This window comes from Scytonema sp. NUACC21, from assembly GCF_054684315.1.
Window position 1 is genome coordinate 17,898 of record NZ_BAAFZH010000100.1, and the last position, 26,383, is coordinate 44,280.

At 41.2% G+C, this 26,383-nt stretch carries 25 protein-coding genes; 13 read left to right on the forward strand and 12 right to left on the reverse strand.

Annotated features, from left to right (window positions below):
* Positions 1 to 46: 46 nt before the first annotated feature.
* The 4 genes from ACYRY3_RS31655 to ACYRY3_RS31670 form a co-directional block, all read right to left on the reverse strand.
* Positions 47 to 2,866 carry a GAF domain-containing protein gene (locus ACYRY3_RS31655; RefSeq protein ID WP_460205633.1) on the reverse strand — a complete coding sequence of 940 codons (2,820 nt, stop codon included), beginning with the start codon at positions 2,864 to 2,866 and terminating at the stop codon, positions 47 to 49.
* A gap of 481 nt (positions 2,867 to 3,347) precedes the next feature.
* A complete protein-coding gene (locus tag ACYRY3_RS31660; RefSeq protein ID WP_460205634.1) occupies positions 3,348 to 3,539 on the reverse strand; it encodes a hypothetical protein in 192 nt (63 codons plus the stop codon).
* A 63-nt stretch (positions 3,540 to 3,602) separates the two neighbouring features.
* Positions 3,603 to 4,184, reverse strand: coding sequence for an MAPEG family protein (locus ACYRY3_RS31665; RefSeq protein ID WP_460205799.1), 582 nt, complete (start codon positions 4,182 to 4,184; stop codon positions 3,603 to 3,605).
* Positions 4,185 to 4,217: 33 nt separating this feature from the next.
* Entirely contained in the window at positions 4,218 to 4,352 is a 135-nt protein-coding gene (locus tag ACYRY3_RS31670; protein WP_460205635.1) for a hypothetical protein, read from the reverse strand.
* Positions 4,353 to 4,385: 33 nt separating this feature from the next.
* Here ACYRY3_RS31670 and ACYRY3_RS31675 point away from each other — a divergent pair, with 33 nt between their 5' ends.
* Positions 4,386 to 5,303, forward strand: coding sequence for a S1C family serine protease (locus ACYRY3_RS31675; RefSeq protein ID WP_460205636.1), 918 nt, complete (start codon positions 4,386 to 4,388; stop codon positions 5,301 to 5,303).
* Here ACYRY3_RS31675 and ACYRY3_RS31680 read toward each other — a convergent pair.
* Positions 5,265 to 6,122, reverse strand: coding sequence for an RNA-guided endonuclease InsQ/TnpB family protein (locus ACYRY3_RS31680; RefSeq protein WP_460205637.1), 858 nt, complete (start codon positions 6,120 to 6,122; stop codon positions 5,265 to 5,267). The genes ACYRY3_RS31675 and ACYRY3_RS31680 overlap by 39 nt on opposite strands.
* A 268-nt stretch (positions 6,123 to 6,390) precedes the next feature.
* Here ACYRY3_RS31680 and ACYRY3_RS31685 point away from each other — a divergent pair, with 268 nt between their 5' ends.
* The 5 genes from ACYRY3_RS31685 to ACYRY3_RS31705 all read left to right on the forward strand — a co-directional run bounded on the left by ACYRY3_RS31685 (position 6,391) and on the right by ACYRY3_RS31705 (position 11,308).
* Positions 6,391 to 7,128, forward strand: coding sequence for a PAS domain-containing protein (locus ACYRY3_RS31685; RefSeq protein ID WP_460205800.1), 738 nt, complete (start codon positions 6,391 to 6,393; stop codon positions 7,126 to 7,128).
* 16 nt (positions 7,129 to 7,144) lie between these two features.
* Positions 7,145 to 7,375, forward strand: a complete 231-nt coding sequence (locus tag ACYRY3_RS31690; protein WP_460205638.1) for a response regulator — start codon at positions 7,145 to 7,147, stop codon at positions 7,373 to 7,375.
* Positions 7,376 to 7,554: 179 nt separating this feature from the next.
* Positions 7,555 to 8,763, forward strand: coding sequence for a hypothetical protein (locus tag ACYRY3_RS31695; RefSeq protein WP_460205639.1), 1,209 nt, complete (start codon positions 7,555 to 7,557; stop codon positions 8,761 to 8,763).
* On the forward strand, positions 8,760 to 9,953 hold the full coding sequence (locus ACYRY3_RS31700; protein ID WP_460205640.1) for a caspase family protein: 1,194 nt from the start codon (positions 8,760 to 8,762) through the stop codon (positions 9,951 to 9,953). The genes ACYRY3_RS31695 and ACYRY3_RS31700 overlap by 4 nt, the downstream gene beginning before the upstream one ends.
* Positions 9,950 to 11,308: a hypothetical protein gene (locus ACYRY3_RS31705; protein ID WP_460205641.1), complete on the forward strand. Its 1,359-nt coding sequence runs from the start codon at positions 9,950 to 9,952 to the stop codon at positions 11,306 to 11,308. Before ACYRY3_RS31700 ends, ACYRY3_RS31705 begins: the two co-directional genes overlap by 4 nt.
* An 86-nt stretch (positions 11,309 to 11,394) precedes the next feature.
* Here ACYRY3_RS31705 and ACYRY3_RS31710 read toward each other — a convergent pair whose 3' ends face one another.
* Together ACYRY3_RS31710 and ACYRY3_RS31715 are read right to left on the reverse strand one after the other, a co-directional pair.
* Positions 11,395 to 11,628: a DNA-binding protein gene (locus ACYRY3_RS31710; protein WP_460205642.1), complete on the reverse strand. Its 234-nt coding sequence runs from the start codon at positions 11,626 to 11,628 to the stop codon at positions 11,395 to 11,397.
* 156 nt (positions 11,629 to 11,784) lie between these two features.
* Positions 11,785 to 12,603 (reverse strand): hypothetical protein, encoded by an 819-nt coding sequence (locus ACYRY3_RS31715; protein ID WP_460205643.1) that lies wholly within the window; start codon positions 12,601 to 12,603, stop codon positions 11,785 to 11,787.
* 280 nt (positions 12,604 to 12,883) lie between these two features.
* On the opposite strand from ACYRY3_RS31715, the gene ACYRY3_RS31720 reads away from it, so the two are divergent.
* From ACYRY3_RS31720 to ACYRY3_RS31735, 4 genes are all read left to right on the forward strand, one after another.
* Entirely contained in the window at positions 12,884 to 15,247 is a 2,364-nt protein-coding gene (locus ACYRY3_RS31720; RefSeq protein WP_460205644.1) for a tetratricopeptide repeat protein, read from the forward strand.
* A gap of 99 nt (positions 15,248 to 15,346) precedes the next feature.
* Positions 15,347 to 15,922: an FAD-dependent oxidoreductase gene (locus ACYRY3_RS31725; protein WP_460205645.1), complete on the forward strand. Its 576-nt coding sequence runs from the start codon at positions 15,347 to 15,349 to the stop codon at positions 15,920 to 15,922.
* 340 nt (positions 15,923 to 16,262) lie between these two features.
* Positions 16,263 to 16,496: a hypothetical protein gene (locus ACYRY3_RS31730; RefSeq protein ID WP_460205646.1), complete on the forward strand. Its 234-nt coding sequence runs from the start codon at positions 16,263 to 16,265 to the stop codon at positions 16,494 to 16,496.
* Between the two features lie 243 nt (positions 16,497 to 16,739).
* Positions 16,740 to 16,904: a hypothetical protein gene (locus tag ACYRY3_RS31735; RefSeq protein ID WP_460205647.1), complete on the forward strand. Its 165-nt coding sequence runs from the start codon at positions 16,740 to 16,742 to the stop codon at positions 16,902 to 16,904.
* A 177-nt stretch (positions 16,905 to 17,081) separates the two neighbouring features.
* Here the strand turns inward: ACYRY3_RS31735 and ACYRY3_RS31740 are convergent, their stop codons facing one another.
* Entirely contained in the window at positions 17,082 to 19,298 is a 2,217-nt protein-coding gene (locus tag ACYRY3_RS31740) for a GTPase family protein (RefSeq protein WP_460205648.1), read from the reverse strand.
* A gap of 715 nt (positions 19,299 to 20,013) precedes the next feature.
* Here ACYRY3_RS31740 and ACYRY3_RS31745 point away from each other — a divergent pair.
* Genes ACYRY3_RS31745 through ACYRY3_RS31755 form a run of 3 tightly spaced genes read left to right on the forward strand, consistent with a single transcriptional unit; the run spans position 20,014 to position 20,572 of the window.
* A complete protein-coding gene (locus ACYRY3_RS31745) occupies positions 20,014 to 20,208 on the forward strand; it encodes a hypothetical protein (protein ID WP_460205649.1) in 195 nt (64 codons plus the stop codon).
* A 12-nt stretch (positions 20,209 to 20,220) separates the two neighbouring features.
* The gene (locus ACYRY3_RS31750; RefSeq protein WP_460205650.1) at positions 20,221 to 20,409 is read left to right on the forward strand and encodes a DUF6888 family protein; all 189 of its coding nucleotides are present in this window, start codon (positions 20,221 to 20,223) and stop codon (positions 20,407 to 20,409) included.
* Complete coding sequence (locus ACYRY3_RS31755; RefSeq protein WP_460205651.1) at positions 20,390 to 20,572, forward strand: DUF6887 family protein; 183 nt, start codon at positions 20,390 to 20,392, stop codon at positions 20,570 to 20,572. Before ACYRY3_RS31750 ends, ACYRY3_RS31755 begins: the two co-directional genes overlap by 20 nt.
* A gap of 150 nt (positions 20,573 to 20,722) precedes the next feature.
* Here the strand turns inward: ACYRY3_RS31755 and ACYRY3_RS31760 are convergent, their stop codons facing one another.
* The 4 genes from ACYRY3_RS31760 to crtB all read right to left on the reverse strand — a co-directional run bounded on the left by ACYRY3_RS31760 (position 20,723) and on the right by crtB (position 26,226).
* Positions 20,723 to 22,876: a GumC family protein gene (locus ACYRY3_RS31760; protein ID WP_460205652.1), complete on the reverse strand. Its 2,154-nt coding sequence runs from the start codon at positions 22,874 to 22,876 to the stop codon at positions 20,723 to 20,725.
* A gap of 176 nt (positions 22,877 to 23,052) precedes the next feature.
* A complete protein-coding gene (locus ACYRY3_RS31765) occupies positions 23,053 to 24,423 on the reverse strand; it encodes a polysaccharide biosynthesis/export family protein (protein WP_460205653.1) in 1,371 nt (456 codons plus the stop codon).
* A 114-nt stretch (positions 24,424 to 24,537) separates the two neighbouring features.
* The gene (locus ACYRY3_RS31770) at positions 24,538 to 25,248 is read right to left on the reverse strand and encodes a cyanoexosortase B system-associated protein (RefSeq protein WP_460205654.1); all 711 of its coding nucleotides are present in this window, start codon (positions 25,246 to 25,248) and stop codon (positions 24,538 to 24,540) included.
* Positions 25,249 to 25,323: 75 nt separating this feature from the next.
* Complete coding sequence (gene crtB / locus ACYRY3_RS31775) at positions 25,324 to 26,226, reverse strand: cyanoexosortase B (RefSeq protein WP_460205655.1); 903 nt, start codon at positions 26,224 to 26,226, stop codon at positions 25,324 to 25,326.
* Positions 26,227 to 26,383: the final 157 nt, after the last annotated feature.

The following is a 26,383-nucleotide window of genomic DNA, read 5'->3' on the forward strand; positions in this document are numbered from 1 at the left end:
CACATTACCTTCCTTTCAGAACCACTTATAAGAATTTGATATTTTTTTATAACTTAGCTTCTGGCATCTGATAAACTGGTAATAACAAAGTAAATTGCGCTCCTTCTCCAGGTTTACTGTTGACATCTAAACGCCCATCAAGCAATTCTTCAACATTCAATTTTGTCCACCACAATCCGAAACCCATACCTCTTTTTGCCTCTTTTGTGGTGAAACCAGGTTCAAAAATTATTTGTAAGTTTTCGGCTGCTATGCCTACACCTGTGTCACGGACTTTTACCTGAACCCAATTCCCTACGTCTCTTTGTACAAGCTCAACAGTAATAAACAATTCACCTTCTTGGGACATAGCTTCTACAGCATTTTGAATAAGATTTTCAAAAATATTAATAAATTGTTGTTTATTACCAAATACTGGGGGCAAGTTTTCGGGTACATTACGATGTACAGTAATTTCTGGATAATCCTCCATTTTCATTTTCTCTAATGTACTATCCACTATAGAAAGCAGATTTACAGGCTGAGGCTTCTCTTGAATCCAGCTTTCCATGCCATCTGTTGCTTGCATAATTTGATCTGTTTTTGATAGAATTCTTTCCGCTTTGCTCTTGCTAAATTTATCACCCTGATTAATAATTTCCTTTACCCACATACGGATTGCACCAACGTCACTATTCATCCGATGTACTAATGAACTAGCTACGTTGCCTAATGTAATCATAGTTTTCATTGTCACAAGTTGCTTTTTATTTTCACAGTCTTGTATACCAATAACCGCTTGGTTTGCCAAAGCCTCCAGCATCCCTTGGTGTATTTGGTTGAAAGCTGCGATACGTTGGCTTTCCACGTTTAGCACCCCAAATACACGCTCTTCTTCGTCCAAAAGTGGCACACATAACTCGGAACTTATTTTGTCAAAAACAGAGAAATATCGTTCGTCCTTTTGAACATCTTTCACTAAAGCTGACTTACGATTCTCTATCACCCAACCAATGATACCTTGATTTATTCTAATACGCTTTTCTAACGAATTAATCTTTATATTATTTGGATCGTATTCAAATTTTGTAAATGGCTCCTGCTTACTTGAATCAAACAAATAGATACCTGCAACATCAGCACCAGTAATCTTTAATGCTTCTTGGGTAATAAATCTCAGTAGTTTTTCACGATCTATAGTAGTGATTATCAGGCGATTTATTTCTTCCCGAGATTTCAACCACCTATGATTTCGAATAGCAATCGCTGCTGAAGAAGCAAGAGTTTCAATAATCTTTTTCTCGTCTTCAGAAAAACTATGAATTCTGCGATAATTTATTAACATCACCCCAAAGATATCTTGATTATCTTCTTTTAGCAAAATACCTGCCGTGGATTTGATTCTTTCCCGGCTAATAAAGGATGAATTTTGGAATATTGGTTTTTCTTCCAGGGATGGGGCATAGATATTTTCTCCACCTTTGATAAGTAAAAATGGCACCTCCTGTTCACCAATAATCTCTAGGCGCATCATCTGTTCTTTCTTGAGCCACCCTGCTGTTGTAGGGGGAGTTTTAAATTTCTTCTCAGTCTGAATATATTCGTAAATATTAACGACATCTGCCCCCAGCATATTCAAGGTATTCCAGGCAATACGACGCAGAACATCACTAACTTCTGGTACGCGGCTAAGTGATTGAGTGATTGAGTGGAGGGCTTTCCAACGTATCTCATCCCGCATTTGTTGAATTCTGGCAGAGTAGGAAATGGCATTAACTGCCCAACGCTGCACGAATCTGTTTACCCAATCTAATTTAGGTTCAATAAATTCATGCTGACGCTGAAAAAGAACATACAGGACTCCTTCCTTACCATCAACCAACAATGGAAAGGCTACCATCGCTTGAATCCCTGCTTCAAAGGCTTTTGGGTTAAACTCTACTCTTGTCGAGTTTTCGCAACCATTAAACTGATTCGACGAAATAAACTTATATTTCCTTTCTCTAATTGCTACCCGCCCCAGTCCATTATTACGAGGTGGACAAGCTTTGAGAAATTGCTTACCGACTCCGCCAGAAAAGACTTCGTAAATGTAGCGACCCTGTTGTGGATCGTATAGAAAATGGAGGGTGGCTGCATCAGCTTTGAGATTTTTCCTGGCTATCTCAGCAATAGTTTCTAAAACACGAGAAAGCTGTGCTTGCCAAATACGCAGAGACCATTTAGCAATGCATTTAAGCAATTCTTTTAATTTTTCCTGGTCTATTAGTCTCTCAGAAGAGCAATATCCCGCTTCCACTGTACCAATTACTATAAACTCTGGTTTACGTCCTTCAGGTTGCCAATCTTCTACTAGACGCATTTGGTAAATTTTATGCTGCCCTTGCCTTTCCCCATTTGCTTCTGGTTGAAAATCTATAGTTTCCAAGTAACAGTGTTCAAACCAATTTTTAATTAACCTACCATTTTCATCTTCAACTAGTAGAATAGGCGTGAAAACACGAATAACATTTTCATGACCATACTCTTCATAAATCCAGCGATCGAAGCGTTTATCCCATCCTGAAATAATTTCAGTTCGACGAGTTGCAATTATATCTGCTTGAATATCCCGTAGTTCTGGATCTTCTTCCAGACAATGTCTGGGGAAACTAGACCATTGTTTGCCAATGCCAATTCCATGTACTGATTCAATAGTTTTTTGTTCGTAAGAAATTAAAGATATATTAGCAAAATCAAAATCTAATTTTTTAATATGTTGACAAAATCCTTCAAGAATTTTTTCCATGTTAGATAGTTTTGATTTAGCTTTTTCTACTTGGTCTAAAGCATCTAAAAATTGCTGATCGAGGTTTTCTAAATTTATTTTTCCGGGTTGATTAACCATAAACTATCTCTTGTTTTTCTAAAAAATAGACCTGTCAAAAAGTTATGGTCTCGTGATATATCTCACTTTAATGGAGATGTTTTTAGTGGAAGATAAATAGAAATTAAGCCCAAATGTAACCGTAGCTATATTTATAAGTAACAAATACGTTAATATGAATATTTAACCAATCAAATATGGTTCATACATAGCTGTATCTGATTCATTTCCCGATGCTCCTCTAAAAAATATTGCAAAAAACAGCATTAAATAGGCAAAAGGGAACAGAGAGTTGTTCGTTCCCCAGAAATTGAGTTCGTTGGCGTGGATTAGGTAGGGAGCCATACCTGAGTATGGCATACAGGACTTTCACCGATATCAGACCGAGAGTTCAACCTGACCCATGTTAAAGATGAGAATATGGGTTAACCCATGAAGCAGCACGATGGCAACTAATCGGACATCGTTTTCTAAGTTTAGTAATTGGCTCAATTTACTTCCCCTATTCCATTTTACTGTAGTTTAATAATGCTTGCCGCAAATTTTTTACTCGTAATGCCCATTCGGTGAAAATTTCAAATTTATCTCGATTTTTAGCTAGTTTCAGCGCTTCCTGGAGTTTTCGAGTCTCTTCATCCAGGCGCAATTTGTTTGTATCTCTTGGATTTGCTGATAATATTAAGATTTTTTTCAAGGTGCTATCTGTTAGTCAAAAGATATAACCTCTCCACTAAGTTATCAGCAATCTCTTGAAGCTTTACGCAGCCTTTAAGGAAAATATAGCCTCTCTGGTAATTACACCGTAGGCATAGAAAATTCGCGCTAATGTGAGTATTCCTCCGAGAAGCCACACTAACCAAGATACAGAATCCATCAATTCCAGCGCAATAATGAATAGTAAGCCAATAGGTACGTACTCTACAAAATTACCGTGAGCGCGAACTTTGCGCTGTAAAACATCTTCATCAGTAGTTTTGTTGACTGACAACTCTTGGCTCATTTTTTCGACCCTAGTAACCCACGCTGTCGGATTCACCACCGGATCGGGTTGGGTCGCAACATCCTCTTTTGACCCACCGTGCCAAATCCTGGTTTTTATTCGTTCCATTATTACAATACAGGATAGAACAAAGGCGATAAGACCGTTAAGCCCAATGAAGATAGCCGATATCGGAATCATACTTGTGTTCATATCTTGACAAAACAGACATTTACATATTCTCTTGCCGACTTCATTAACATCTACAGTACTTGATATTACATGAGAAACAGTATGAAATATAGCTTGATATTTGGGGGTTAGCAATTTGACGGTACAACGATACTTACGCGATTGCATCAAGTTAATTAAAAATAGATACTAGTCTTTTTTCTAGGTAGTATTCTCCTCATTTTTCTGATGCCAACTGCCAGCATAAAACGGCATCATCAATTTATTGCGATCGCACCCTTCACGCAAATGAGGCGTATTTTTATCCGCGTCCATTCGCACCCATCTGCGGTTCAAAATTCCAAATTCTTAATTGTCTGGAGAAACGAAATGTCTAATACCCTACTAGCTCTTTCTAATAATTTGGCAGAAATTGTAGAGCAAGTTGGAAGCACTGTTGTTGCCGTTAACTCTGGTTCCCGTATTTCCTCTAGTGGTATTCACTGGCGCAATGGTATAATTGTTACCTCTGATGAATCTCTTCATCGCTATGAAGAAATCACTGTCACCCTATCAAATGGTAGTACTGTACCAGTCACTCTCCTAGGGCATGACTCCAGTACTGATGTTGCCGTCTTTAAGTTAAAGTTACAACAAATAGAAATCCCTGTAGCAAAAATTGGTGATGCCACAACTCTCAAAGTCGGTCATCTCGTCTTGGGATTGGCAAGAAGTGGGGAAGGTGACATCCGCGCAGCAATGGGGGCTGTCAGTGTTGTAAGTGGTGCTTGGCGGAGTATGAGCGGTGGAAATATTGACCAATTCATCCGTCCAGATATTACGCTTTATCGGGGCTTTGCGGGTGGACCACTGGTAGATGCTGCCAGTTATGTAGTCGGGATGAACACATCAGGACGACGGGGTACTGCTTTGACTATCCCTGCTTCTACTGTAAATCGGGTTGTTGACCAACTCTTAGCGAAGGGAAGGATGACACGCGGCTATCTTGGTTTGGGTATGCAGGCCGTTCGTTTGCCAAATAATTTGAAAACAGCACTTAATTTAACTTCTGCAAGTGGTGTGATTGTTGTTAACGTGGAACCAAATGGACCTGCCGATAATGCTGGTGTGCTGATTGGAGATGTGTTAGTCACTTTTGATGGTTCTGTTGTCAATGATACGGGTGATGTATTGGCACTTTTGAATAGTGGCGATCGCGTTGGTAAAACTGTTAAAGCACAAATTATCCGCGCTGGGGCGTTAGTTGAGTTAGCAATAGCCATCGGCGAAAAATCTGTGAGGGAGTGAGGCAGTGAGGGAGGGAGGAAAATAACAAATGACCAATGACCAATGACCAATGACCGATAGCTTGTGTAGGAAATCTTTGCGAGTATCTGCAATTTGATTGTGTTTTTTGGCAATTCTGAGACGGGTGCGCTCTCGGCGTTTAGAACCTTTTTGTTGTCTTGCTAGCTGACGTTGCAGTTTGCGTATCTTGCGGTCTTTCTTTGAGTAATTAGGGCTGAGTGCTGTTTCACCATTACTCATAACTGCAAAGGTTTTTACACCTAAGTCAATACCAATACTTTGGTTCTTAGCATTGGATTGAATAGGTTCTATCTCTACAACGAAGCTAAGAAAATAGCGGTTAGCACAGTCTTTAATGACTGTTACACTTGATGGGGATGACGGTAAACTTCTAGACCAAATAGGTTTAACATTACCGATTTTGGCTAAATAGACCTCCGAACCTTTAATTGAAAATCCACCAATTCTAAACCGTGCTGATTGTCGTGCTGATTTCCTTTTAAATTTAGGACTACAAACCTTTTTACCTTTGCGTTTACCCTTAAGGGAGTCGAAAAAGTTTTTATAGGCAACTCCTAGATCGACAACAGATTGTTGTAATGGGATATTGGAAACACCAGACAACCATGCTCTCTCCTCAGTCTTTTTAGCTTGTGTAATTACTAGCTTTTGCAAGTAGCTGTTACTCGGTAGCTTTTCAGACTGCTTACAAATAGCAAGGGCATCGTTCCATACCACGCGAACGCAACCAAACAACTGAGCTAAACTCTGTTGTTGCTGGTCTGTTGGGTAAAAACGATACTGGTACCTTGCTTTCACTATTTTTCCCTAAATTTGTGATGATTGTATATTATATCGATATATAAAGCAATGAATAAAAGTAGATTTTTTCGATTAACTGAAGAAGAGTTAGAGCATCTTGAAAAATATTGCCAAGCCTCTGGGAGAACAAAATCTGATGTACTCACAGAGTTGATTAGAAAATTAAAAATCAATAAAAAGCCGTGCTAGAAGCACGGGGCTTGTATCCCATTATTTCGGTCAAAGCCAAGAAACTATCCGACAACAACTGACAGAAATTGAAGCTATCTATACTAACGCCCCCATTGGGCTGTGTATGTTGGACACCAATTTCCGATATATTCGTGTTAACAAGCAGTTAGCCGAAATCAATGGCATTCCAGAATCAGAACATCTTGGGCGAACTGTCAGGGAGGTATTGCCAGAGTTAGGCGAGTTGCAGGAGCCAATTTTCCAGCAAATAATTGCCACCAGATTAGCAATTCTCAATTGTGAAGTTCAAGGTGAAACTCCAGCCCAACCCGGTATTCTGCGATCGTGGCTTGTAAGTTACTATCCCCTCCTAGATGCAGATAGCCAAGTGCTGAGTATCAACATCATTGTGCAAGAAATTACCGATCGCAAACGGTTGGAGCAACAAAGAGAAGAGATCCTAGCCCGCGAACAATCTGCCCGTCAAGAAGCTGAAGCTGCCAACCGAGTCAAAGACCAATTTCTTGCTATTCTCTCCCACGAACTCCGGACACCCCTCAATCCCATCCTCGGTTGGGTGAATCTGCTGCAATCTCGTTCCTTTGATACCGCTACGACTGCTAAGGCACTCACAATTATCAAACGTAATGCCAAGTTACAGATTCAACTGATTGATGACTTACTTGATGTCTCCCGGATTCTCCGTCACAAACTGACTCTAGAAATAACTTCTGTGGACTTAGCAGGGGTCATTGCAGCTGCAGTAGAAACAATCGGCTGGGCAGCAGACACAGGCAGCATCAGGACTAGAAGCATTATCTCATTTTACTGAGTCTCCACCAGACATCTTGCTTTGTGACATCGCTATGCCAGAAATGGATGGTTATAGCTTTATTCGTCGAATCAGAGCCATGTCACCAGAACAAGGCAGGGATATTCCCGCAATTGCTCTGACCGCTTATGCTGGTGAAACTGACAAGCAGCAGGTATTGGCAGCAGGTTTTACCAAACACGTTGCCAAGCCAGTCGTCGCAGATGAATTAATTGCTTTGATTGCTGAATTAATAAAGAATCGATAGCGTTGGGGAGAAGGGGAGTGGATAAAATTTAACAAAGTGTTCCATTTTGCACATACCTCAACAGGCACACTTCATGTTGTGAAACGTAAAAAATACGTAGATTCTTTTAATTTTTGCTTACTTTAGTCATTCTAGCTCTATGATTCTATTAATCTTTATGTTTCCTCTAAAAACTGGAAATGCCACTTGTTTTTGTACATGGTGTTAATGTTCGCCTTAACGATAGATATAAAAGTAAGGTAAGGGCAAGAAATGCTCTGTTCCGAAAATTTGCTCTAAGCACTGTTTCAGCAAATCCTCAAGAATGTGCAATTCTCAATCCCTTCTGGGGACATTTAGGAGTTCAATTCCGTTGGGACTATGCTTGTTTGCCAAGGGAAGGCAGCGAGCTATTTGGTGAATCTGAGGAAGATATACTAGCGTTGCTTGTTGGCGAAACTCTGGGTAGGGAAAACACTAATCTAAACACTATTCTATTAGAGGTAGCGCGTATTTCCCTGATAGATGCCACTGATTTGCTATGGACTGCAGCTGCACAACAAGTTACCAGTGATATTGAGGCAGAATCTTTAGGTTCTTTGGCGGAGCATACTACTAATTACATATACAGTAATCCAAAACCTGACTGGCTCGACAACGTAAGCAATGACGATCGCTTCATAAGTGAGCTTGCCTTTCATGTGAGACAATGGGCAGGCACTAATCCCAATTATGCTGAACCAGAAGTATTTGGTATTGATGAAGTATGGGAGCAACTTAGTGAAGCTCGACTCCGTATTCAGAATGCTGTTAGTAGGCTGATGAGTCGAACACTTTTAAGCTTGTTACGCAAATCAGTTAACGAAATGGTAACTCGTTTTCTTGGGGATGCATTTGTTTACTTGAACAAACGAGGTACAGTAGACGCGCCTGGTGAGATAGTGAGTGAAGTTATTGCTGCTTTGGTACAGGCAAAACAGATTCAAATGGAGAATCCTAACGATTCAAAGCTAATCGTTGTTGCTCATAGTATGGGTGGCAACATCATGTATGATATACTCTCATACTTTCTTCCTAAATTAAACCCTGACTTAAACATTGATGTTTTTGTGACGGTTGGGTCTCAAGTAGGAGCATTTGAGGAGATGAAACTATTTAGAGCAAGTGACGAAACACTACCTCAAAATCCAAGATTAGACCGCGTTCGCCCTCTAACCAACGTGGCTCACTGGCTAAATGTATTTGATGACAATGATGTATTTGCTTTTGCTGTTGAAGATATATTCGAGGGAACCAAAGATTTTCGCTACTCAACTGGTAAAGGACTTCTTATGGCTCACGGTAGTTACTTCACAATGCTAAGCTTCCATAAACGTCTTGCTGAAAGGTTGGGGAGTATTGTTTTGTGACCCTAATTTGGCAAAAACAACCAACAAATACAGGGCAGACTCATGTACTGATAATTGGAGTAGGGTATTACCATCACCTACAAGGCGGAGATGGCTACAGGCAAGGTTTTATGGCTAGCCAAGGTACGAGACTTGAGCAGCTTACGTCCCCACCCATCTCCGCTCGATCGTTTGCTCAGTGGATCGTTGATAGCTTTGAAAATGAAGAAGCACCTCTAGGCTCTGTTGAGTTATTGCTATCAGACGTTAGAGGAGACACAAACTTTAAAGTAGGTAGGGAAAATGTTCCTATCGAAGCTGCCACCTTACCCAACATTAAAGCTGCATTTCGGTCATGGTATGAGAGGTGCGATAGTCATTCAAATATAGCTATTTTTTATTTCTGTGGTCATGGCGTTAATATCCAGCAGGAGTCAATACTGTTAGCTGAGGATTTCGGTGCTGATGAGCTCGCTCCTTATAGTAATGCCATCAATATAGACCAGATTTACCGGGGAATGCTACAGTGTAAAGCTAAAACCCAATGCTTTTTCATTGACGCTTGCAACAATGGCTCAGTAGAAGAACTTCGTCTAGAAAATGCCAACGCCAAATGCTTTGTTACCCCACGATTGATAACTCTAAACTCAGAACGCACCTCAAGGCTGTTGTTCAAAGCTGCTGCACCAGGTCAGTCCACAGGTGCCCGCCCAAGAGAAGTTAGTCGCTTTACCCAAGCATTAATTAAAAGCCTAAACGGAGTGGGTTGTGAAAAGAAAGATGGTCGATGGGTTGTGAGTATACCGGGTCTTGTACATTGTGTCCAACGGTTAATGGAGCAAGCAAGTAGAAGGAACAACAGCAATCAACTACCATATGCTATTTCTGAAGGTTGGGGTCAATTGACTGTTCGACAAAGTCCTCCTCTGGTTCCTGTAACTCTTCGATTTGAACCACTTGAAGCTATGGCAGAAGCAACCCTGTTAGAACTTCAATTTTTGGGAAATTCTTCTTTGCCGCCTATAAGACCTGAATCTATCTTACAGGTCAATAACCATAAGGAATGGAAGATAGAAGAAGTTGAAGCTGGCAGAGTTTACCAACTAAGCACGAGGTTCTCATCAAGTCGATACAGAAATCTGGATGCACCCCTTTTTGTGATGCCTCAGTTTCATTCCCCAGATCCAATTCCGATAGAGATGAATTTATGAGCAGTATTTTACGCGTTCGTTTCCACGAGAATATTAATGATGGCTCAACAGACAGATATAACGATATACCGCTCTCAGTTGAGATCATCAACGAAGAATTTGAGATCGTCAGTCAAAGATTAGTATTTGGCACAGCTGACATTAATCTAGTTCCGGGTTTATATATTGTCAGGGCTTATCTACCCTCTGGTGAAATAGTGACCGCGAACACTCGTGTTGAGGAGGGAAAGCTACAAGAGGTGCGATTGAAACTCTCACGACCCTTTCAAGATTGGGCTTGGTGGTCTCACTTTCTTGGTGAAGCTATTCATACGGAAGGAACACCTTCGCTCTCTGCTTTTCCACAATCATCGTTATGTCTATGGCAATACAATACTTCAGTATCCCCAGGAGAAGAGCAATGGGTAGCGCTTCCGCCCTCTGAATGGCTGCATAAGAAGTATGAAAATGAGAATTTTGTCATCTGTGAAGTCAATTTGTTACCCGAAAAGCTACACTTTCTTCAATTGGGTAGTCCGATTGTTCCTTGGCGTTTTCTCGCTGTTCCCCCAACGCATCAGGAAGTAGTACAAATTATTATAAGTTCATCACTGACGACTGATAAATGGAATAGTGGCTTAGTAAAGAGGCTGGCTCTTGAAACCAAGGTACTAACTCTTAACAAAAAGGTTGAAGTTTTTTCCCACTATCTCAAGTCCAGTTTACTGAAAGCTGCTAGTATTTTGTCAGAAGATCTTTTGCTAGATGCTGAGAGATTATCGAGAGAGAAAATTGCCAATCCAGTAGGCGCAGTCATTGGGGGTTACTATCTGTTGCAAATAGGGGCTTATGAGCGAATAGGGAATTGGTCTGAAAATCTGGACTATGATTTTCCTTGGTTGCCAGACGGAGCTATAATTCATGCTTACCAGTTACTTGGTAAACCAAAGCGCTCTGATAATGATTTAACTTTAGCTCGTGAACGACTACTAGAGGCAACTCATCGAGGACTGGGAATTCCAATCTACAGACAAGGGCTTCGCCTTTTAATTGATGCGCTGGAAATGTTTGCAGGCGAAGCTCATGTGCAAGGGAAGTCAGATGAACAGGTTGAACAATCCCTTAAGCGTATTCGTAACTGTGCCGCTATAGTAGATTGGAATCAATATCTTACGACATTTTATCGTCAAAAACTCACTATCGAACCAGAAACTGAAGCTACTTCTACTGGAAGTCAGGAAGACAAGCGCTACTACATCACTAACTCGAATCTTCAAGAAGACCAAGTAAATAAAGTAGTAAAGAAGGAAGATATAGAAGAACTTGCCAACAGAAGAAATTATAAGATTGAGATAAACATGATTGAAGCTGCCTAATTTCTGAGTTTTTATAACATAGTTACTGTGGAGTAATATTCGTATGCCACATACAGTCACTCAACTTAAGTAAACGAAAGTCCCGATTATAAAAGATTAACAATTTCTGCAAACATAGGTTCTCCTAATCGATTTGCAATTCCAACCTTCTTACCCTCTTTCTGGTAGTCTACTACCACTTCCATCAGAGCTATCGCCTTACGAAGTACATCACTCTTAGAACCACCAATTGTTTTTGACAAATCTTCTATAGTCTTGTTAAGTTCAGGTGTGACGTCTAAACTCAAGCGAATTTTTTTTGCATTTTCAAAATCAGTCATTTTCTTTTCTCCTATCTCCTCGTAATTACTAGTACTTTCTGCTAGGTGATGGGTAAGTTACCCGGCTTAACCTCAAATCTCCCTGTATACATTGAGTATTCTCCGCTAGTTCCTTCTTCGCCCACTAAGTTCCTTACTAACTGATTGCCGTCAAATCTACGCAACAAGTACAATATCAGTTGAATCAAAAATGCGAATGAGTTCAAAGAGTTTGACACTATAGAATGGGAGCAATAAAATTTGTTTAGTTCTTCCTTTATAATTTACAACTTCCACAGTTCCATTACTCAAATAATTTTTTTCGTTTATAATTTCTACAAAGTAATCTTCTAAAACATTACTTTCATAATGATAGGGTTTCGCTAATTCTCGATTAAAAGGTATTTTCCATAAGCGTTCTAAAATTGAACTTATTAGTTCTGCTCTAAGTTTACCTTTAATCGATGAACTAGGTAAGTAAGGCAAGTCAGGATATTTTGTGAATAGGTTAGGAATTACAACTTTATCTAGTTCACTTTTACCTAAGTTATTTCCATCGTTACTAATAGGTAAACCTGTTTTTACAACAATACTTTTTATAGGGTTAGCCACAATAAGCCGATCGTCACCCCCGCTAAGTATTATACTGGTATTCCAAGAAACTCTCTCAATAAAAATCTGGTTAACTCTCCTGCTTATTTGCAGAAGCCGATATCTCTTCCGTATTTGAAGAAGCTCAGGTCTTAAGTATTCAATCGCACTTTCAATAATCAAGTGCCCAATATTCCTACCCCAAGAAGCCATCTTCTCATGAATCTGGTTGAGTCTCTGCCTTGTATTAAGAAGCTGATTACTTAAATCTTCGATCCACTTCTCAAGAGTCCACACCTCAAAAATTTGTGAGTAGTCCGTATTCCAATCAGCCCACATCGGAAACTCATGAAGATTGAAATAAGTTTGCTTGCTTGTATTCAGGTCATAGATTATTCGCAACATATCCAACTCCTGAACTACTCAAAGATACTGAGGAAAAACTTTACAGCGCTTTTTAGGGGCAGAGTAAAGAAACAACTTTACACTGTTCTGAATCAGTAAAAAATGCTGAAAAAATAAGTAAAATTTACTTAATCACTATCCTGATTTAAAGTAATTGCTTTTGCAATAGGATAAAGTAGGGATAAAGTAGGAAATTTAAAGTCGGAAAAAGTCGGTTAAAGTAGGATAAGGAGTGAAGTGTCCTCAAAGTCAACCATAGTCGCTTACTGGTTGTAAAAAAGTGATTGCTGAAGAAGAACTGGTTTTGTTCGCAAATGCATTAGTTATCGCTGCGGTAGATATGCCTCTCAGTGACCTCCAGATAGCTGTCTTGAGGGGAGCCTTAGCAGGTCAAACCTATGAAGAGATTGCCAGATCTTTGGGATACAGTGAGCCACATATTAAGGATATGGGCGCTAATTTGTGGAAACTCGTGTCTCAGGCACTGAGACTAAAGGTTATCAAGAGTAATTGCCGTACACATTTAGAAAGTGCATACACAGCAAGACAGGTTCAAGACATTTCAAAACTACCTTCGCTCGTAGACATACAGCAGCCTAAGCTAGCTCCTACCTTTGTTGGACGCGAAGGCGCAATCGCCGACCTTAATAGTTTAATGAGTCAAGGCGCGAAAGTTATTGTTATTCAAGCTAGTGGTGGAGTCGGAAAAACAACTCTAGCTCTCCAATACTTTAAAACTCTGAGTTTTGATATAGTTTTAGAGTTATGGGTTGCGAAGGAAACCCAGTATATTACTTCAGTCGAAGGGGTGATTGAGGAATGGCTGCGAAGAGACTTAAATGAGGAACCAGGACAGGAAGTTGGTATCATGCTGGGACGGCTCCGACATAAGTTACGTAATCCTTCCTGTAAAGTTGGAATTTTAATTGATAATTTGGAAACTCTGCTAGATTTTTCTGGCAAGCTTATTGAGTCGCATCGTTCTTATATTGAATTACTGCGAGTACTGTCCGATCCGTTCGTGCAATCTGTCACATTGATTACAAGTAGAGAGCGTTTGCAGGAATCGGACATTACAGTTCAACATTATCTATTAAAAAACCTAGAGCTCTCAGCATGGCAGCAGTTTTTTGAGAGCCGTCAGATTCAGACAGATACACCTGCTTTAACTGCTCTACATAGAGCTTACGGTGGCAATGCTAAGGCAATGGAAATCCTCAGCAGTGTGATTCAGGAGGATTTTGCAGGAAATTCAGAAGCATACTGGCAAGCCAATCAGGAATATTTGTTTATTGAACGAAATCTAGAAGATTTGGTTGTTAATCAGTTTAATCGTCTGCAACAACTTGATGTGAATGCCTACAATTTGCTCTGTCGTATGGGATGTTACCGCTATCAAGATGTTTCTGCTGTTGCAATTGAAGGATTGTTATGCCTACTGTGGGATGTTCCAGAGACGATTCAGAGACGAACAGCTAAAGCATTGCAAGATAAGTCTCTGGTTAGTTTTGAAAATGGAAAGTATTCGCTGCATCCAGTAATTCAAGCGGAAGCTCTCAATCGATTGAGACAGAGCAAAGACTGGGAAACAACCAATCAAAAAGCTGCCGAATTTTGGACAGAAAGCATAAAAACAATTGAAACAATAAATGATGCCAAAAGAGCACTTGAGGCTTACTTTCACTACATGGAAATTGAAAGTTTTGAACAGGCTGGTCAAGTTCTCATTAAAGAAAGAGTTAATAGTTGGAATACTAGTTTTAATTCAAGCACTTTACAGGAATCTAGTTTATGTGGCTCGTTCTGTAGGCTTGGTCTATTTCTGCAGATACATTCTGCAATAACTCAAGTTATTACCAAGATTAAGTCAGATTTTATTTTATGTAAACTTTACAATACTTTAGGTGAGGTTAATTGGCGATTAGGTAGTCTTAGAAAGGCTATTGTTGATTATCAAAAATCAAGAGAAATGGCCGATTATCATAGATATGAATATATAGTAGTAGACTCATCTTATAATATAGGTCGCTGCTATATAGAGCTAGGAGAACTTCAAGAAGCCGTAAAAATTTTTGAAGATGTCATTAAGATTTCCGAAAATACAAAATGGCATACACGTGCTGTATGTGCTTCTTTCTACTTAGCATTTATTTATTCATACTTAGGTCAGAACGAAATTTCTGCTAATATTGCTGACAAAGTTGAAAGAGAAATTTCTGTTAATCCTCTGGGTGTTAAAAGTACAGGCTACCGTCTGCTTTTTTTAGGATTAACATTCAAAAATTTGAAGAGATACGAGATGTCTTTAAATATGTTGCAATCAGCTTTATCCTATGCTAAGGAGGTTGATTTTCCACAACTTTTAGGCAAGGCTATTAATGGTTTAGCAGATCTGTACCGAGAAAAGCATGACTTTAAAGCTGCACTTGATTATTCTTTAGAGGCGATTAAAATATTAGATAAATTAGGCGCTAAAGCTGACCTTGCTGAAGCTTATTTTCAACGAGGATTGACTTACCAACAAATTGGCGAGCGTGTCAAGGGTAACGAATACATTTCAAGAGCAGTTCAACTTTTTGAGGGAATGGAAGCGCCCGAGCAAGTGAAAAAGATACTTCAAGCACTGAAAGCTGAAAAAGATTAGTTAGTATTACTACAGCTGTGGATAGTCTAACTGTCCTTTCGATGCGATCGCTAAAATAGTAGTATGAACTCCGAGCCATCAGAGTGTTGGATAAAGTTTATGCTCCAAAAAGTTGTCATTATTGGGGCGGGTCCGGCTGGACTGTTACTTGCCCATTATTTGTTGTGTCGGGGCAAGTATCGGATTGAACTCTATGAGCGGAGCCCTGACCCGCGTTTGGTAGATTTATCGAAAGACCGCACGTTTCCAATCTGGCTACAAGAACGGGGGAGAAAGGCAATCCGCGAGATAGCAGGATTAGAGGAGGCGATCGCCGCTTCCGGTATGTTCTGCAATGGCACGAGAATTCATCGCAAGCAGGGCAAAGCCCGTAAGATTCCGTTTGCAGGTCCAGTTCTCACTATTGACCGCAATCGCCTTGTCATGATTCTCTTGCAGCACTTAACTCAAACCTACACCTCAGAACAGCTTGTAGTTAAGTTTGGCTGTCAGTGTGTTTTAGTAGATAGGAAAGCTAAGACCGTGACGTTGAAGCCGAAGCAGGGTGAGGCTTTCACCGTTGCTTACGATCGCTTGGTGGCTGCAGATGGGGCACGATCGCACATTCGTGACTATTTAGCCCAGGATGCGGGTTTGCAGTGTGACCAAAACTATGTGCCGGATGCATCTGGGTGAAGCTGTTTGTAGTCGATCTGCTGCTAGATAAAGATTTGCCCTATTCCCAGGTGTTGAGTTTCAATCAGGGCTGGATTAACAAGGTAAAGCGATCGGTTTGAAATCTAATTTCGTGACAGCGATCGCTCGTAAATTTTACTCTTTCTCAGGAGATTTTTGACCCAGCCAAGCTACAGAAAGGCGTATTTTCTGACCCCGCTCGTCTATGCGATTGCTGACTTTAATACCAGTTACTAGCAAAAGTAATTCCTCATGACTCTCTTACTAAAAGAATAGAAGGATTTTCTGTAAAATACAGTAGTAGCTATTTTATAGTTTATATAAGTAATTGGTAAAAATTATGTTACGCTCGATTGAAGGAATTTATAAAAATGGTAAGATAAAACTTTTTGAATCCCCATTAGATTTATCAGAAAGTCGTGTTCTTGTCACTTTTTTAGAAACAGAAACAACTTCAGTGCAAAACCAATTAATGCAATTTGGGATGTTTTCTGGAAGAAAACAATCAACGGAAGAAGATTTCCAAATTGCTGAATTTTATAGGGATAACGAGGATGAATTAGATTGGTCATAGGCAATTATGAAGTAAGTCATTGATACTCATGCACTCATCTGGTTTCTTGAAGGCAATTCCCGGTTAGGTGCTAATGCCAATGCTATTTTTTCCCATCCTAATTCTCAGTTAGGCACAGAAACTGGGTTTTTTATACCCAAGTTTGATTGCAGCAATTTTCAGGTAATTAGACCACATTTGTAGGGGCGCGGCGGTCTTGCGCCCTTACAACAGTCGGTACCGTACCTACTTGCAATCTGCTGTATGTTATGGAAAGCCCCGACTTTGAGTTGTTTGGGTTCTGACTTTTCACGGTATTTGGAAAACCCCACTTCCATTCCTCTCACGCCAGTTGCTACAACTCCCGAAGAGCAACGCACTGGCTCCCCTACAAGGAGAGAAGCTTTGATTTCTCCCCCTTCCCTATAAGGGAAGGGGGCTGGGGGGTTAGGTTTTCTGTTAGCTTTTCCACATGACGTGAAAAGTCAGGTTTGGGTTTAATAAAAGAGTTATAAAAATTGACGGGCGAGACGCCCGTACCACAAGAGAACTGTGTAATGTACCAAAGAATAGATGCGCCACTAGCTAGAAATATCGAGTCACTTCCTAACGAACCCTACGACCATTGGTTATTAAATCTGATTGACTTGGCATTGTAGTTGTATCTGGTTCTACAGAATCAAGGACATCGCCTTTTGTCTCGGAACCATCGCTCGTTTGTTGGAATTCCCGCCAAATGTGTCCCCGCATCTCTTGTAAAAATATCCGCCACTCACTTTCTATGTTTGGAGAGCGAAGGATTGTGTCGAAAAATTCTTCCACAATTGCAAAAGCCGCTTGATTCGGTTCGCCGAGCAACTGTTTCAAAGCATTTTCGCATTTACTGAGAGTTTCTGCATGAGCAATCTTGAGATTTAAATGCACCTGTTCGGCAGAGGTTGATGGAGTTAGTTTCTGCGCTACAGGCTCATTGGCTGTCAGCCCATCAAGATATTGACGAAGGCGGTGCTGTAGGAATCCCCGGTAAGAAAGCTGATACTCAGCCAGTGTTTTGAACCCATATTTGAGCTGGCTTGGTATACCTGGAATCAGTTCATCTGGTATTTGATTGGCAACTGCATGAATAAATTCAGCACCTCTGGCTTCTGTTAAGCCGCCCAAACGTCCCTTTTTAACGAATATCTCCGCCACTTGCGATTTCACTTTGTCAAGCGATCGCTTTAACCCTACATCTAATAATAAAAGATGTTTTGATAGATGGCTGCGGATTTCATTCAAATACTTCTCATAGACAATAGGGTAGCTCTTTTCAACGCTATACCGATGTTTTATTTCTTCAATTGAGGGAATTTTTGTATCACTTCGACCAGCTTGTAAAGCCACGTCAACCTGCTTTTTAAATTCCCAATCAACAGATTCTCGTGTTTTCCTCAGTTCTCGAAGCAACTTTTCCAGACCATCGGTCAACTCTTGCGAAAGTTCCTTGAATTTGATTTCAAATAGTGCAAATCCATGAGTATCTTGTGTTGATAAATCCAAAGGCTTTCCCACTTTCTTTAACTTAGCATTAACTTTGCTTTGAACTATAGCCAATTTCTGCTGGCTCAACAAGACTTCTTTGTTACCTAAATCAGTATTTTTTTCCTCTATATAGTGAACGACTCGCTCTAAAAGTTTCTGCGTTTCTTGAGTGTTTGTACAGTTAGTTATTATATATTCAACAACATTGATGTTTTTGTTGGTATCTAACGCTAAATCTTGGCAGATTTTTAGATTATCGTGAAAGCGTGAATGAGCTTCTGTACGATTCATTACCATAAAAGACCGCTCTTGGATTGGTAAATCAACCATTGCAGCACGTACTTTGTCATATAATTTGACATCGACTTCTTGCCAGCGATCTCCGCTTGACTTTGGCATTCGCACAAACAAGATTGCATCAACGTCTTCCACGAGTTTGTTGATAAAATACTGCTCGTTACAGTTACCTGTATCGCCAATGCCAGGTATATCCACAAAGACAATTTTTCCAACATCACTCTGGGGAAATTGACAAACTATCTTCACTTCCCTGACTGCTAAATAGTTAAAAAAGCTGCGATCGCCATCAGCAGTCTCTTGCGCTACATACTCCCTAATTTCCTCTTGAGAAATGCGACGGGGAGACGCTTGCCCTAACAGGTGACGGTACTTTTCTACATGGATTTGATGCCGTGCCAAGTGCAAATACATACCTTCCTGTTGAGCTTCTGATGAAAATACACTTGGTAACAGCGGTAGGGGTCTGGCAGCAAATTCTTGAAGTGTCTTTGGCTTTGACCCTAAAAAGAGTTTTTCATAACAGGGTCCTATAACTTCATCCAGCAATGACTGTTCTGAGTAAAACCAAACCTCAGCGTAAGTTTCCTCTACTTGCTCGTGATGAAGACTGCAGTAAACCCCCGTACAATTTTGCTTGCCTCCATTTGGAATTTCAACCCCAGTCAGCCCTGTAAAACTCCGTAATAATTGGCTCTTACCTTGTTTTGCTCGTCCAACAACCCCAATTTTTAGCTTCTTTTGGAAAAAGTGCTCTTTGAGAGCGTACAGCTTTTCTAACTCAGTCTTAATACTTTGCCGTAATTCTGCTAGATTGTTGTCCTGTAAAAGCCCAGAACCATTTTGGACATCAACACTTGTTACTAACTGCGTGGGATGTCCTTCAAGATTTTGTAAAGCTGAGTCCAAAGATTTTAACTCCGCCTCTATGACTGCTACTTTTTCAACAAGGGAACGACGCTTTTCAATGATACTGGTAACGCTACCAGTCTTACTTGTGTTCATCTGACAGCTTATTTAACCGTTACTAAGTATATATCTAAAGTTGGAAAAAGACGATTTACCTTTTTTGGTACAAAAATATACTTATTTTTTCTCAGGTAAAGACTGAAGTTTAATATGTCATATCATGTTCGGTTAAACACTTGTAATATAAATACCCCTCCCTAACCCAGACCTTAGTAAGGGGAGGGTGCCGTTAGGCCCAGAGAAGCCGCGTGCGGGGGTTCCCAGAGTTGAGCGAACTTCGGGGTGGGTTAGAATTTGTGTATCATAAGTAATGAGTCGAACATAATATCAATCAGTATTTTTGCTGAGTCAATTAGCAGAATAGGCTCGCAATTGAGGAAAGGAGCCATCAAACACAATAAAAATGTCAATTTTTTAAAACTGCTAAATTTTTCCGGACAAAGTTAATACGACTTTCATCAAAATGCTCACCCCGACACTCCTCTATCCCATTACCTTTTTATCTAAGAATGAGAGGAAAATCAGCTGTCCGCAACAATATTTTTGTCATTTGTCATCAGAAAGTAGGGTGGGCACTGCCCACCGTTGTAGCGAGTTGTGTAGAGAACTTGAGTTCGATGTAAGTTGGTTAGGCAAGAACCAGCCCAAAATCCTTAATCTACAAAAGGTTTGTTTCTGATAGTGCGGCTAAATCTTCTGTTGTTAAATTTAATGAGCTTGACACTCCCCACGGCTAGAAGCCGGGGGATTCTTGGCTCAACGTCAGTTGGGGATTTGGTTCAATCGGGTATTTACCAACAATCGTGTTAAATATCTAGACGGTAAACAGCCAATAGTGACTATTGTAGAAGCGATAACCGAAGTTAAAAAAAACCAGCAACAAGAAGTTATTGTGATTGATGTTGATGAACCAGAAGATTTTGATGGGGAATTGAGTTATGATTGAGGACTTCTTGAAATGCAACCAACAATAGACCAACTAAAAACCCTATATCGAGTATGTGTTATGGTAAGCAATTTACTCAAACCAATTAACCTGACTCGATTAGACGAAACAACCAAGCACATATTCATACTGGTTGGAGAGACAATAGAAATAGAAATTGATGTGAATGGAGAAATGATTTATGGCGAACTTAGATTTTGACCAAATGACACGAGCAGAATTGTTGGCATATGTCCGGCAACATCCTCAAGACAATGAAGCATTCCAAAGATATATGGCTTTGTTGCAAACTGCACCGGGGAGAGTAAGAATACCCCCAGACCAGATAGAAGCCGAATTAACCAAACGACTACAAGCAGGCTAAAAACTGGCAACCCAGATCGACCACCAGTTTCTAACTCTACGCTTCAAATGCCTCGTTTATCGGGGCTTTTTCTATTTTACTAGTAGCTATAGCACTATTTGAGTGAGAATCTGGAAAATACAGGATAGAATCTGTAGCAAAACTTATACTTTATCTTCTCGCTCCTACTGAGAGTTCTTCTTCAGGTGGAGTGTTAGGTCGCACAATTGGCTCTGGTACAGTAACGATAATATCGGCACCATTAACAACAGTTCCCAACAGCCCCAACTCCGATTCCGTCAGTTGGTCAATAGCTTCAGTGAGCATATTTTCTTGGGTGTAGTTTGGACGTGCCACAAGGACTATGCCATCACTGTAGGGTTGAATTAACAGGGCGTCATTAGATAAGCCCATAGGATTGGTATCGAGAATGACAAAGTCAAAACGTTCGCGGACATCCTCCATGAGCCGCCGGAATTCGCTGGATTCTAAAACGGCAGCGGATTGACGCACGGGACCGGGACTGGGAAGAATGTATAAGTTTTCTACATCCGGTACTAAGCGGATACACTCGCTCAAGTTGGTGTAGTAGCGTAAAGGTTCAATAATGGCATCGGGATCGGGAGCCACTCTCAGGGATGAAGCATGAGAGGGCGATCGCAAGTCTGTTTCGATAATCAGGGTTCGTTTCCCGGCAAGAGCAGATGCTACTCCAAGGTTATAAGCACTAACCGTCTTACCCTCTTCACTGCTAGTACTGGTAATTAAGACTACCTTTAAAGTTCTGCCGCCAATACGGCGCAAATTACTGCGGAACTTTTCATAATACTCCAGATAAGGGGATTCTGCAGAAAGTACCACTGGCACTGCTCCGGGTGGTAAATCATCTACTGGCATTAAAGGCAACTCGCCCAGTAAAGGAACCTCCCGTTGTTTGAGGGTATCGCGAATATCTTCTTTGGTTTTGAAGGTACCTTCTAAAGCTCCCAACAGGAATATGACGCCACCACCAACCACTAATCCCAGTAAACCACCCACACCCAGAGTTAGAGGTACATTCTTAGGTGGTGTAACAGTGGCAACTGCAACGGGTGGTCTGGCAACACCAAGGCTGCTGACAGTTTCGGCTTCTGCTGTTTTCGCATCGGTTAGCTTGACCTGCATTTGGTCGTAAACTGCTTTTTTGAGTCCTACCTCTTGTTCCAAACGCGATCGCTCTAATTGCTTGTTAGGTATTAAAGCGTATTCCTGCCGCAATCGTGCCTCATCTTTTGCCAGGTCTAATAATTGCTGCTGTAGTGTTTCGCGTTGAGTTTGCAAAGTTACCATTTGATTTGCCAGAGATTGCCTTGCTGGATCTAGGTTACTTCGAGAGCGAATGGCTACGGTACCAGCCAGAGGTGCAGCACCATCATTACCACCTATGACCTCACCCCCCCGCTGCCGCAGTAATTGTTCGTAGGCTTCTTTCTGACGCCGCAACTGAACCATAGTTGGGTGATCGGGACGGAGGTCTTTTCTTAAAACCTCAATTTGAGATTCTGCTTGATAGATTTGTGTTCGCAAGTTTGCAATTATTGGGTCGGCGCTTAAAGCAGACGAGACATAGGCTTGGTTAACGTTTAAACCCAATTTTTCTTGGATACTGCGAATTTGAGCATCAATTCCAGAAAGGGAGAGTTGAATTTGCCGTTGTTGAAGTTGACTTGCGGTAACGGCGTCGAGCAGACTCCCGTTTTCTGCTGCCAATATTGCTGGTCGTTCTCTGCGATCGTAAAGTTCTAGTTTTCGCTCAGCAATTTGCAATTCCCGTTTAGCGGCTGGTAGACGTTCGTTAACTTTTGTAATAATCGCATTTAACCGCCGTGTATTGATGTCACTACTCAGGCGGATCATTGCTGCCATCAATTCGTCTAAGGTGTCCCTTGCTCGTTGGCGATCGCTATCTCTGTATCTTAGTTCAATCAGTGTTGATGGTGGTTCTGCTGGGTCCTTGCTTTTTACTGGCAACCTGAGAGTTACATTCGTACCAATCTTTTGCGGGCTGATATTTAATTTTGTGGCTACAGATTCAATCACTTGATCTGATAGCAGAACTTCCTCGCTCAGTTCCTGCCCTTGGAGGTTAATTTCCGCACCAGTTGTCGAGAATGCAACTGGTGGGCGATTGTAAGTCAGTGCTCCGTTAGCGACATAGGTAGGTGCTGGTTCGGGTTGCAGAGCTACCACCGTTGAACCCGCTACAACCAAACCAAAACTAGCTAGTCCAATCCACTTGTACTTATCAAAGGCGATGAGGTAGCGTTTAACAATCGGTGGAGTCATAGCAACATCAAATAAAAACAGACCAAACTGAAAATTTTAGCTTTTGATTTAACTTTATACTCGGAAGTCAATTATCGGGAGTCAGTTACAAAAAACGATCTTGTTCTTCTCCTTCTCTTCATCCTCTGTTGTGACTTCCAAGCTGTGCTATTTATGGCAATTACCTCGATTAATTGTTAGTCTCCAAAGTCATTAAAGAAGTCGAGGAAAGCATTTATACTTATGAAAGGACGGGTAATGAGACTTATGGCGTTTGTGATTCTACCTATTAGGTTCCGACCTACTACGATAACGTCGTTATCTTGAAGTGGCACATTTTGAGATGCATCCCCTGACAGTGCCTTTCTCGCATTCAGTGTTTGGGCGATCGCTCTACCTCGTTCCGGGTCGAAGCGAAAAAGCTTAACCGCTCTCAGGTTGGCGGTATCAAGATTGATTCCCGCCAAAGCATCTAGAAAATTACTACCATTGGGTAGCGGTATTGTGACAATCCCCCCAGAGGCATAATTTAAAACCCTGATTCTAATTTGCGGTACTGCTAAGGTTGAGCGAGAGACCAAGTTGCGGTCATAACCATCTTCGTTACCAATTTCACGACGGGGTATGATGATAGCATCGCCATCCTGTAGTCTTAGATTTGGCACTGCACCCCCATTTTGCAACGGAGTGTAAAGGTCTACATTTTGTGATACTACGGAACCATCAACTAATCGTCTCCGTATCTGTACTTGTCGCAAGTCTGCATTTACACTCGTACCCCCAGCTAAGAGTAAAGCATCCCCGACACGGGGTAAACCTGAAGCAATCGGATAAATTCCGGGTCGTGTCACTTCCCCACTAATTGTCACTTGAACTGGTCGCTGTCCTGCAAGTGAGAGTGACACCACTGGGTCAACCAAAACCCGACTTAAACTTAGGCGAATTTTTTCTTCAGCTTCTTCTAAAGTCAACCCTTGTAAAGATACACTTCCTACTTGGGGAACTATAATGTTGCCTTCTGGGTTAATTTGGGCTCCAAAGGTCAACTCCGGACGTTGTCCCGTCAAAGCTAATGCCACAATGGGATCGACAACAAAACGATTTAAACCCTTACGAATTTTTTCTTGCGCTTGTAGCAGGGTTAAGCCTTTAAGCGATACTGTTCCTAATAGGGGTATTACAATGTTTCCTTCTGGATTGATAAGGGTTTGAAAGCTTAAATCTGGAAAGCGCACAACCGAAACAGCGATCGCATCTCCCGGTCCCAAGCGGTATTGACCGGGAGGACGCTGAACTAAAACAGTCACCGCATCTCCCGGTCCCAAGAGATAACGGTTAAATCGGTTTGATACCTCATCATTGAGAGACGGATCTATTTCGGGGCTCGTTGGAGGTATGGGGGGTTGGAGTGGTGCTTGTCCTTCTGGGAAATTTGGAGGCGTTGTAGATGGTCCTGGTAATAATTCTTGAGTTGGTACGTTCTGAGCCACAACAGGTTGAACCGTTGCTGCTACTAAATAAACGCCGACATGAATCCCCACAAAAGATAGGGCGCTAAATATACGCATATGATAACCAGGAGCTAGACAAATCGTTATTGTAGAGCGCTGACCGAGTGTTTATTTTACTTCGTTAAAACGCGCAATATTCTTTCTTTATTGAAAAAATATTTATATAAAACCTTACAACGGTCCCGCCATCAAAGCACCCTGCACTGCTTGACCGATTGACTTCACTTCATTCCACGTTTTTTCTACTTGCCCGAGAGGTTCCATTGGAAAGAGAATAGAAACTGCTACCCACGGAGCCCGGTTTTTGCGCCACTGTGCTAGTTGGTCTGCTAGAAACCATGCTATTTGTGACGAGCTGCCACCTGTAGGCCAAGCATACCATTGCAAGACTGCAAAGGTTTGTTGATTTGCTGTAGCGCGGAAGAATCTGGCCTCTATTTTAATTTCAGTATTTGCAGAAGCCGATCCTTGAGGTGGTTTTACAGTAAATTCAGCAGAACGATGCTGGGCTGTTTGCCATTGCCAAAGACTATCAATTTCCGTCCACTCTACTTGGGGTTGCTCTCTAGGTCCATTTTGCGGTAGCAAAAGTAAAAGAGCGCTGGTTTGTTGACCTTCTTTTTGAATCAATTGGTACGACCACTTATGGGCACCAACTTCTTGTTCCCGTTGTTCGACAGTTTTCCAACCAGGAAGAGAAATTCCCTTGTGGCGTATCTCCTTCAATTCCTTGAGGGTAACGACTCGTGGTGGTTCGTGCCAATCCCAGTGTCCTTTTAAATAACCAGGAATAGCCCCTAAAGCCAGCAGTAATAGCAGCAGCAACAGTACCGCTACTTGGGAAAACTGATTTTCCTTAAGAAACTTGGAAAAGGAAGTCATCGGTAAATTTTACAGCAGTTATGTAAAATTTTACTTCTTTCACTGTGGCTTTGGCTCTAGTAATATTTACGTTTTTTATCTTTCAGATATCTCAGCTTCTGGCTGAACTGCTGGAACTTCTTGGAAATAATGGTCGATCCAATTCAGAGTAGGTACTAATATTAGCAACATTAAAGCAGAGTAAACATCTCCACCCCAACTGTCATGCAACCAATGGAAAGCCCCTTCTTGCCCCGTACCGTGAAAGAAGGTGAGTAATGTATTGCGAATAATATTGGCGCTAACGCTAATCGCGACGGCTGTGACCAAAAACCAAAGCGTGGTGCGTCGGGACGACAAAGCACCCGTCCAATAAAGCAGCATTAAGCCGACATAGAGAGTGGTAAACAACATTTTTAGACCCGCACAGTAAGGCGCAACTTCTACAATGCGTCCACCTGTATATATGTTTATGCCATCTACCGTCACTTGCAAACCAAATTGGCTCAGAATGAAGCCAGCAGTGCCCGCGATGAAACTTTGAAGCGGTAAAGTGTAAGGAGCAATCAGGTACGGAATCGCCGTTGGTGTAGCTAAAAACACGAGCACCAGGGGAAAGCTTTGCAATTTCAAGCCAGGAGCTCCTTTCAACCAAAGGCATATACCTGCTAGGATCGCCGGAAAGGATATATTAACCCATTCACTAACACCGCTCAGATAAAAAATCCCTCCCATCACTAGTAAGAAGCCCCCTAAGGGATGGGAAATATTCGGCAATCGCTGCCATCTCGTTCGGCTTTTCCAGCATAAGTAAGCAGCAAATGGCAATCCAATGATACCGTGACTAAAATATTCGTGTTCTGTACTAATATTTTTTCTAACCCAACCTTCCCACCAGTGCAGTAACACAGGAGCGTAAAGCAATACCAAGACAACTATTATTGCTATAGTTATCAGTTGTGCGGAACTTGTATTTTTAAGCTGACGCTGAATTTGCATGGTTTTATGGAATTATGAAGTACGAATAACTTTTCAAGTGTTATTTTTCATTTGTCCAGTGTTATTTATCCTTTGTTATTTGTTATTCGTCATTTGGGTTGTAAATGATTGATGACTCATGACAAAGGACAAACTTCAGGAATAAGTATGCAATTTA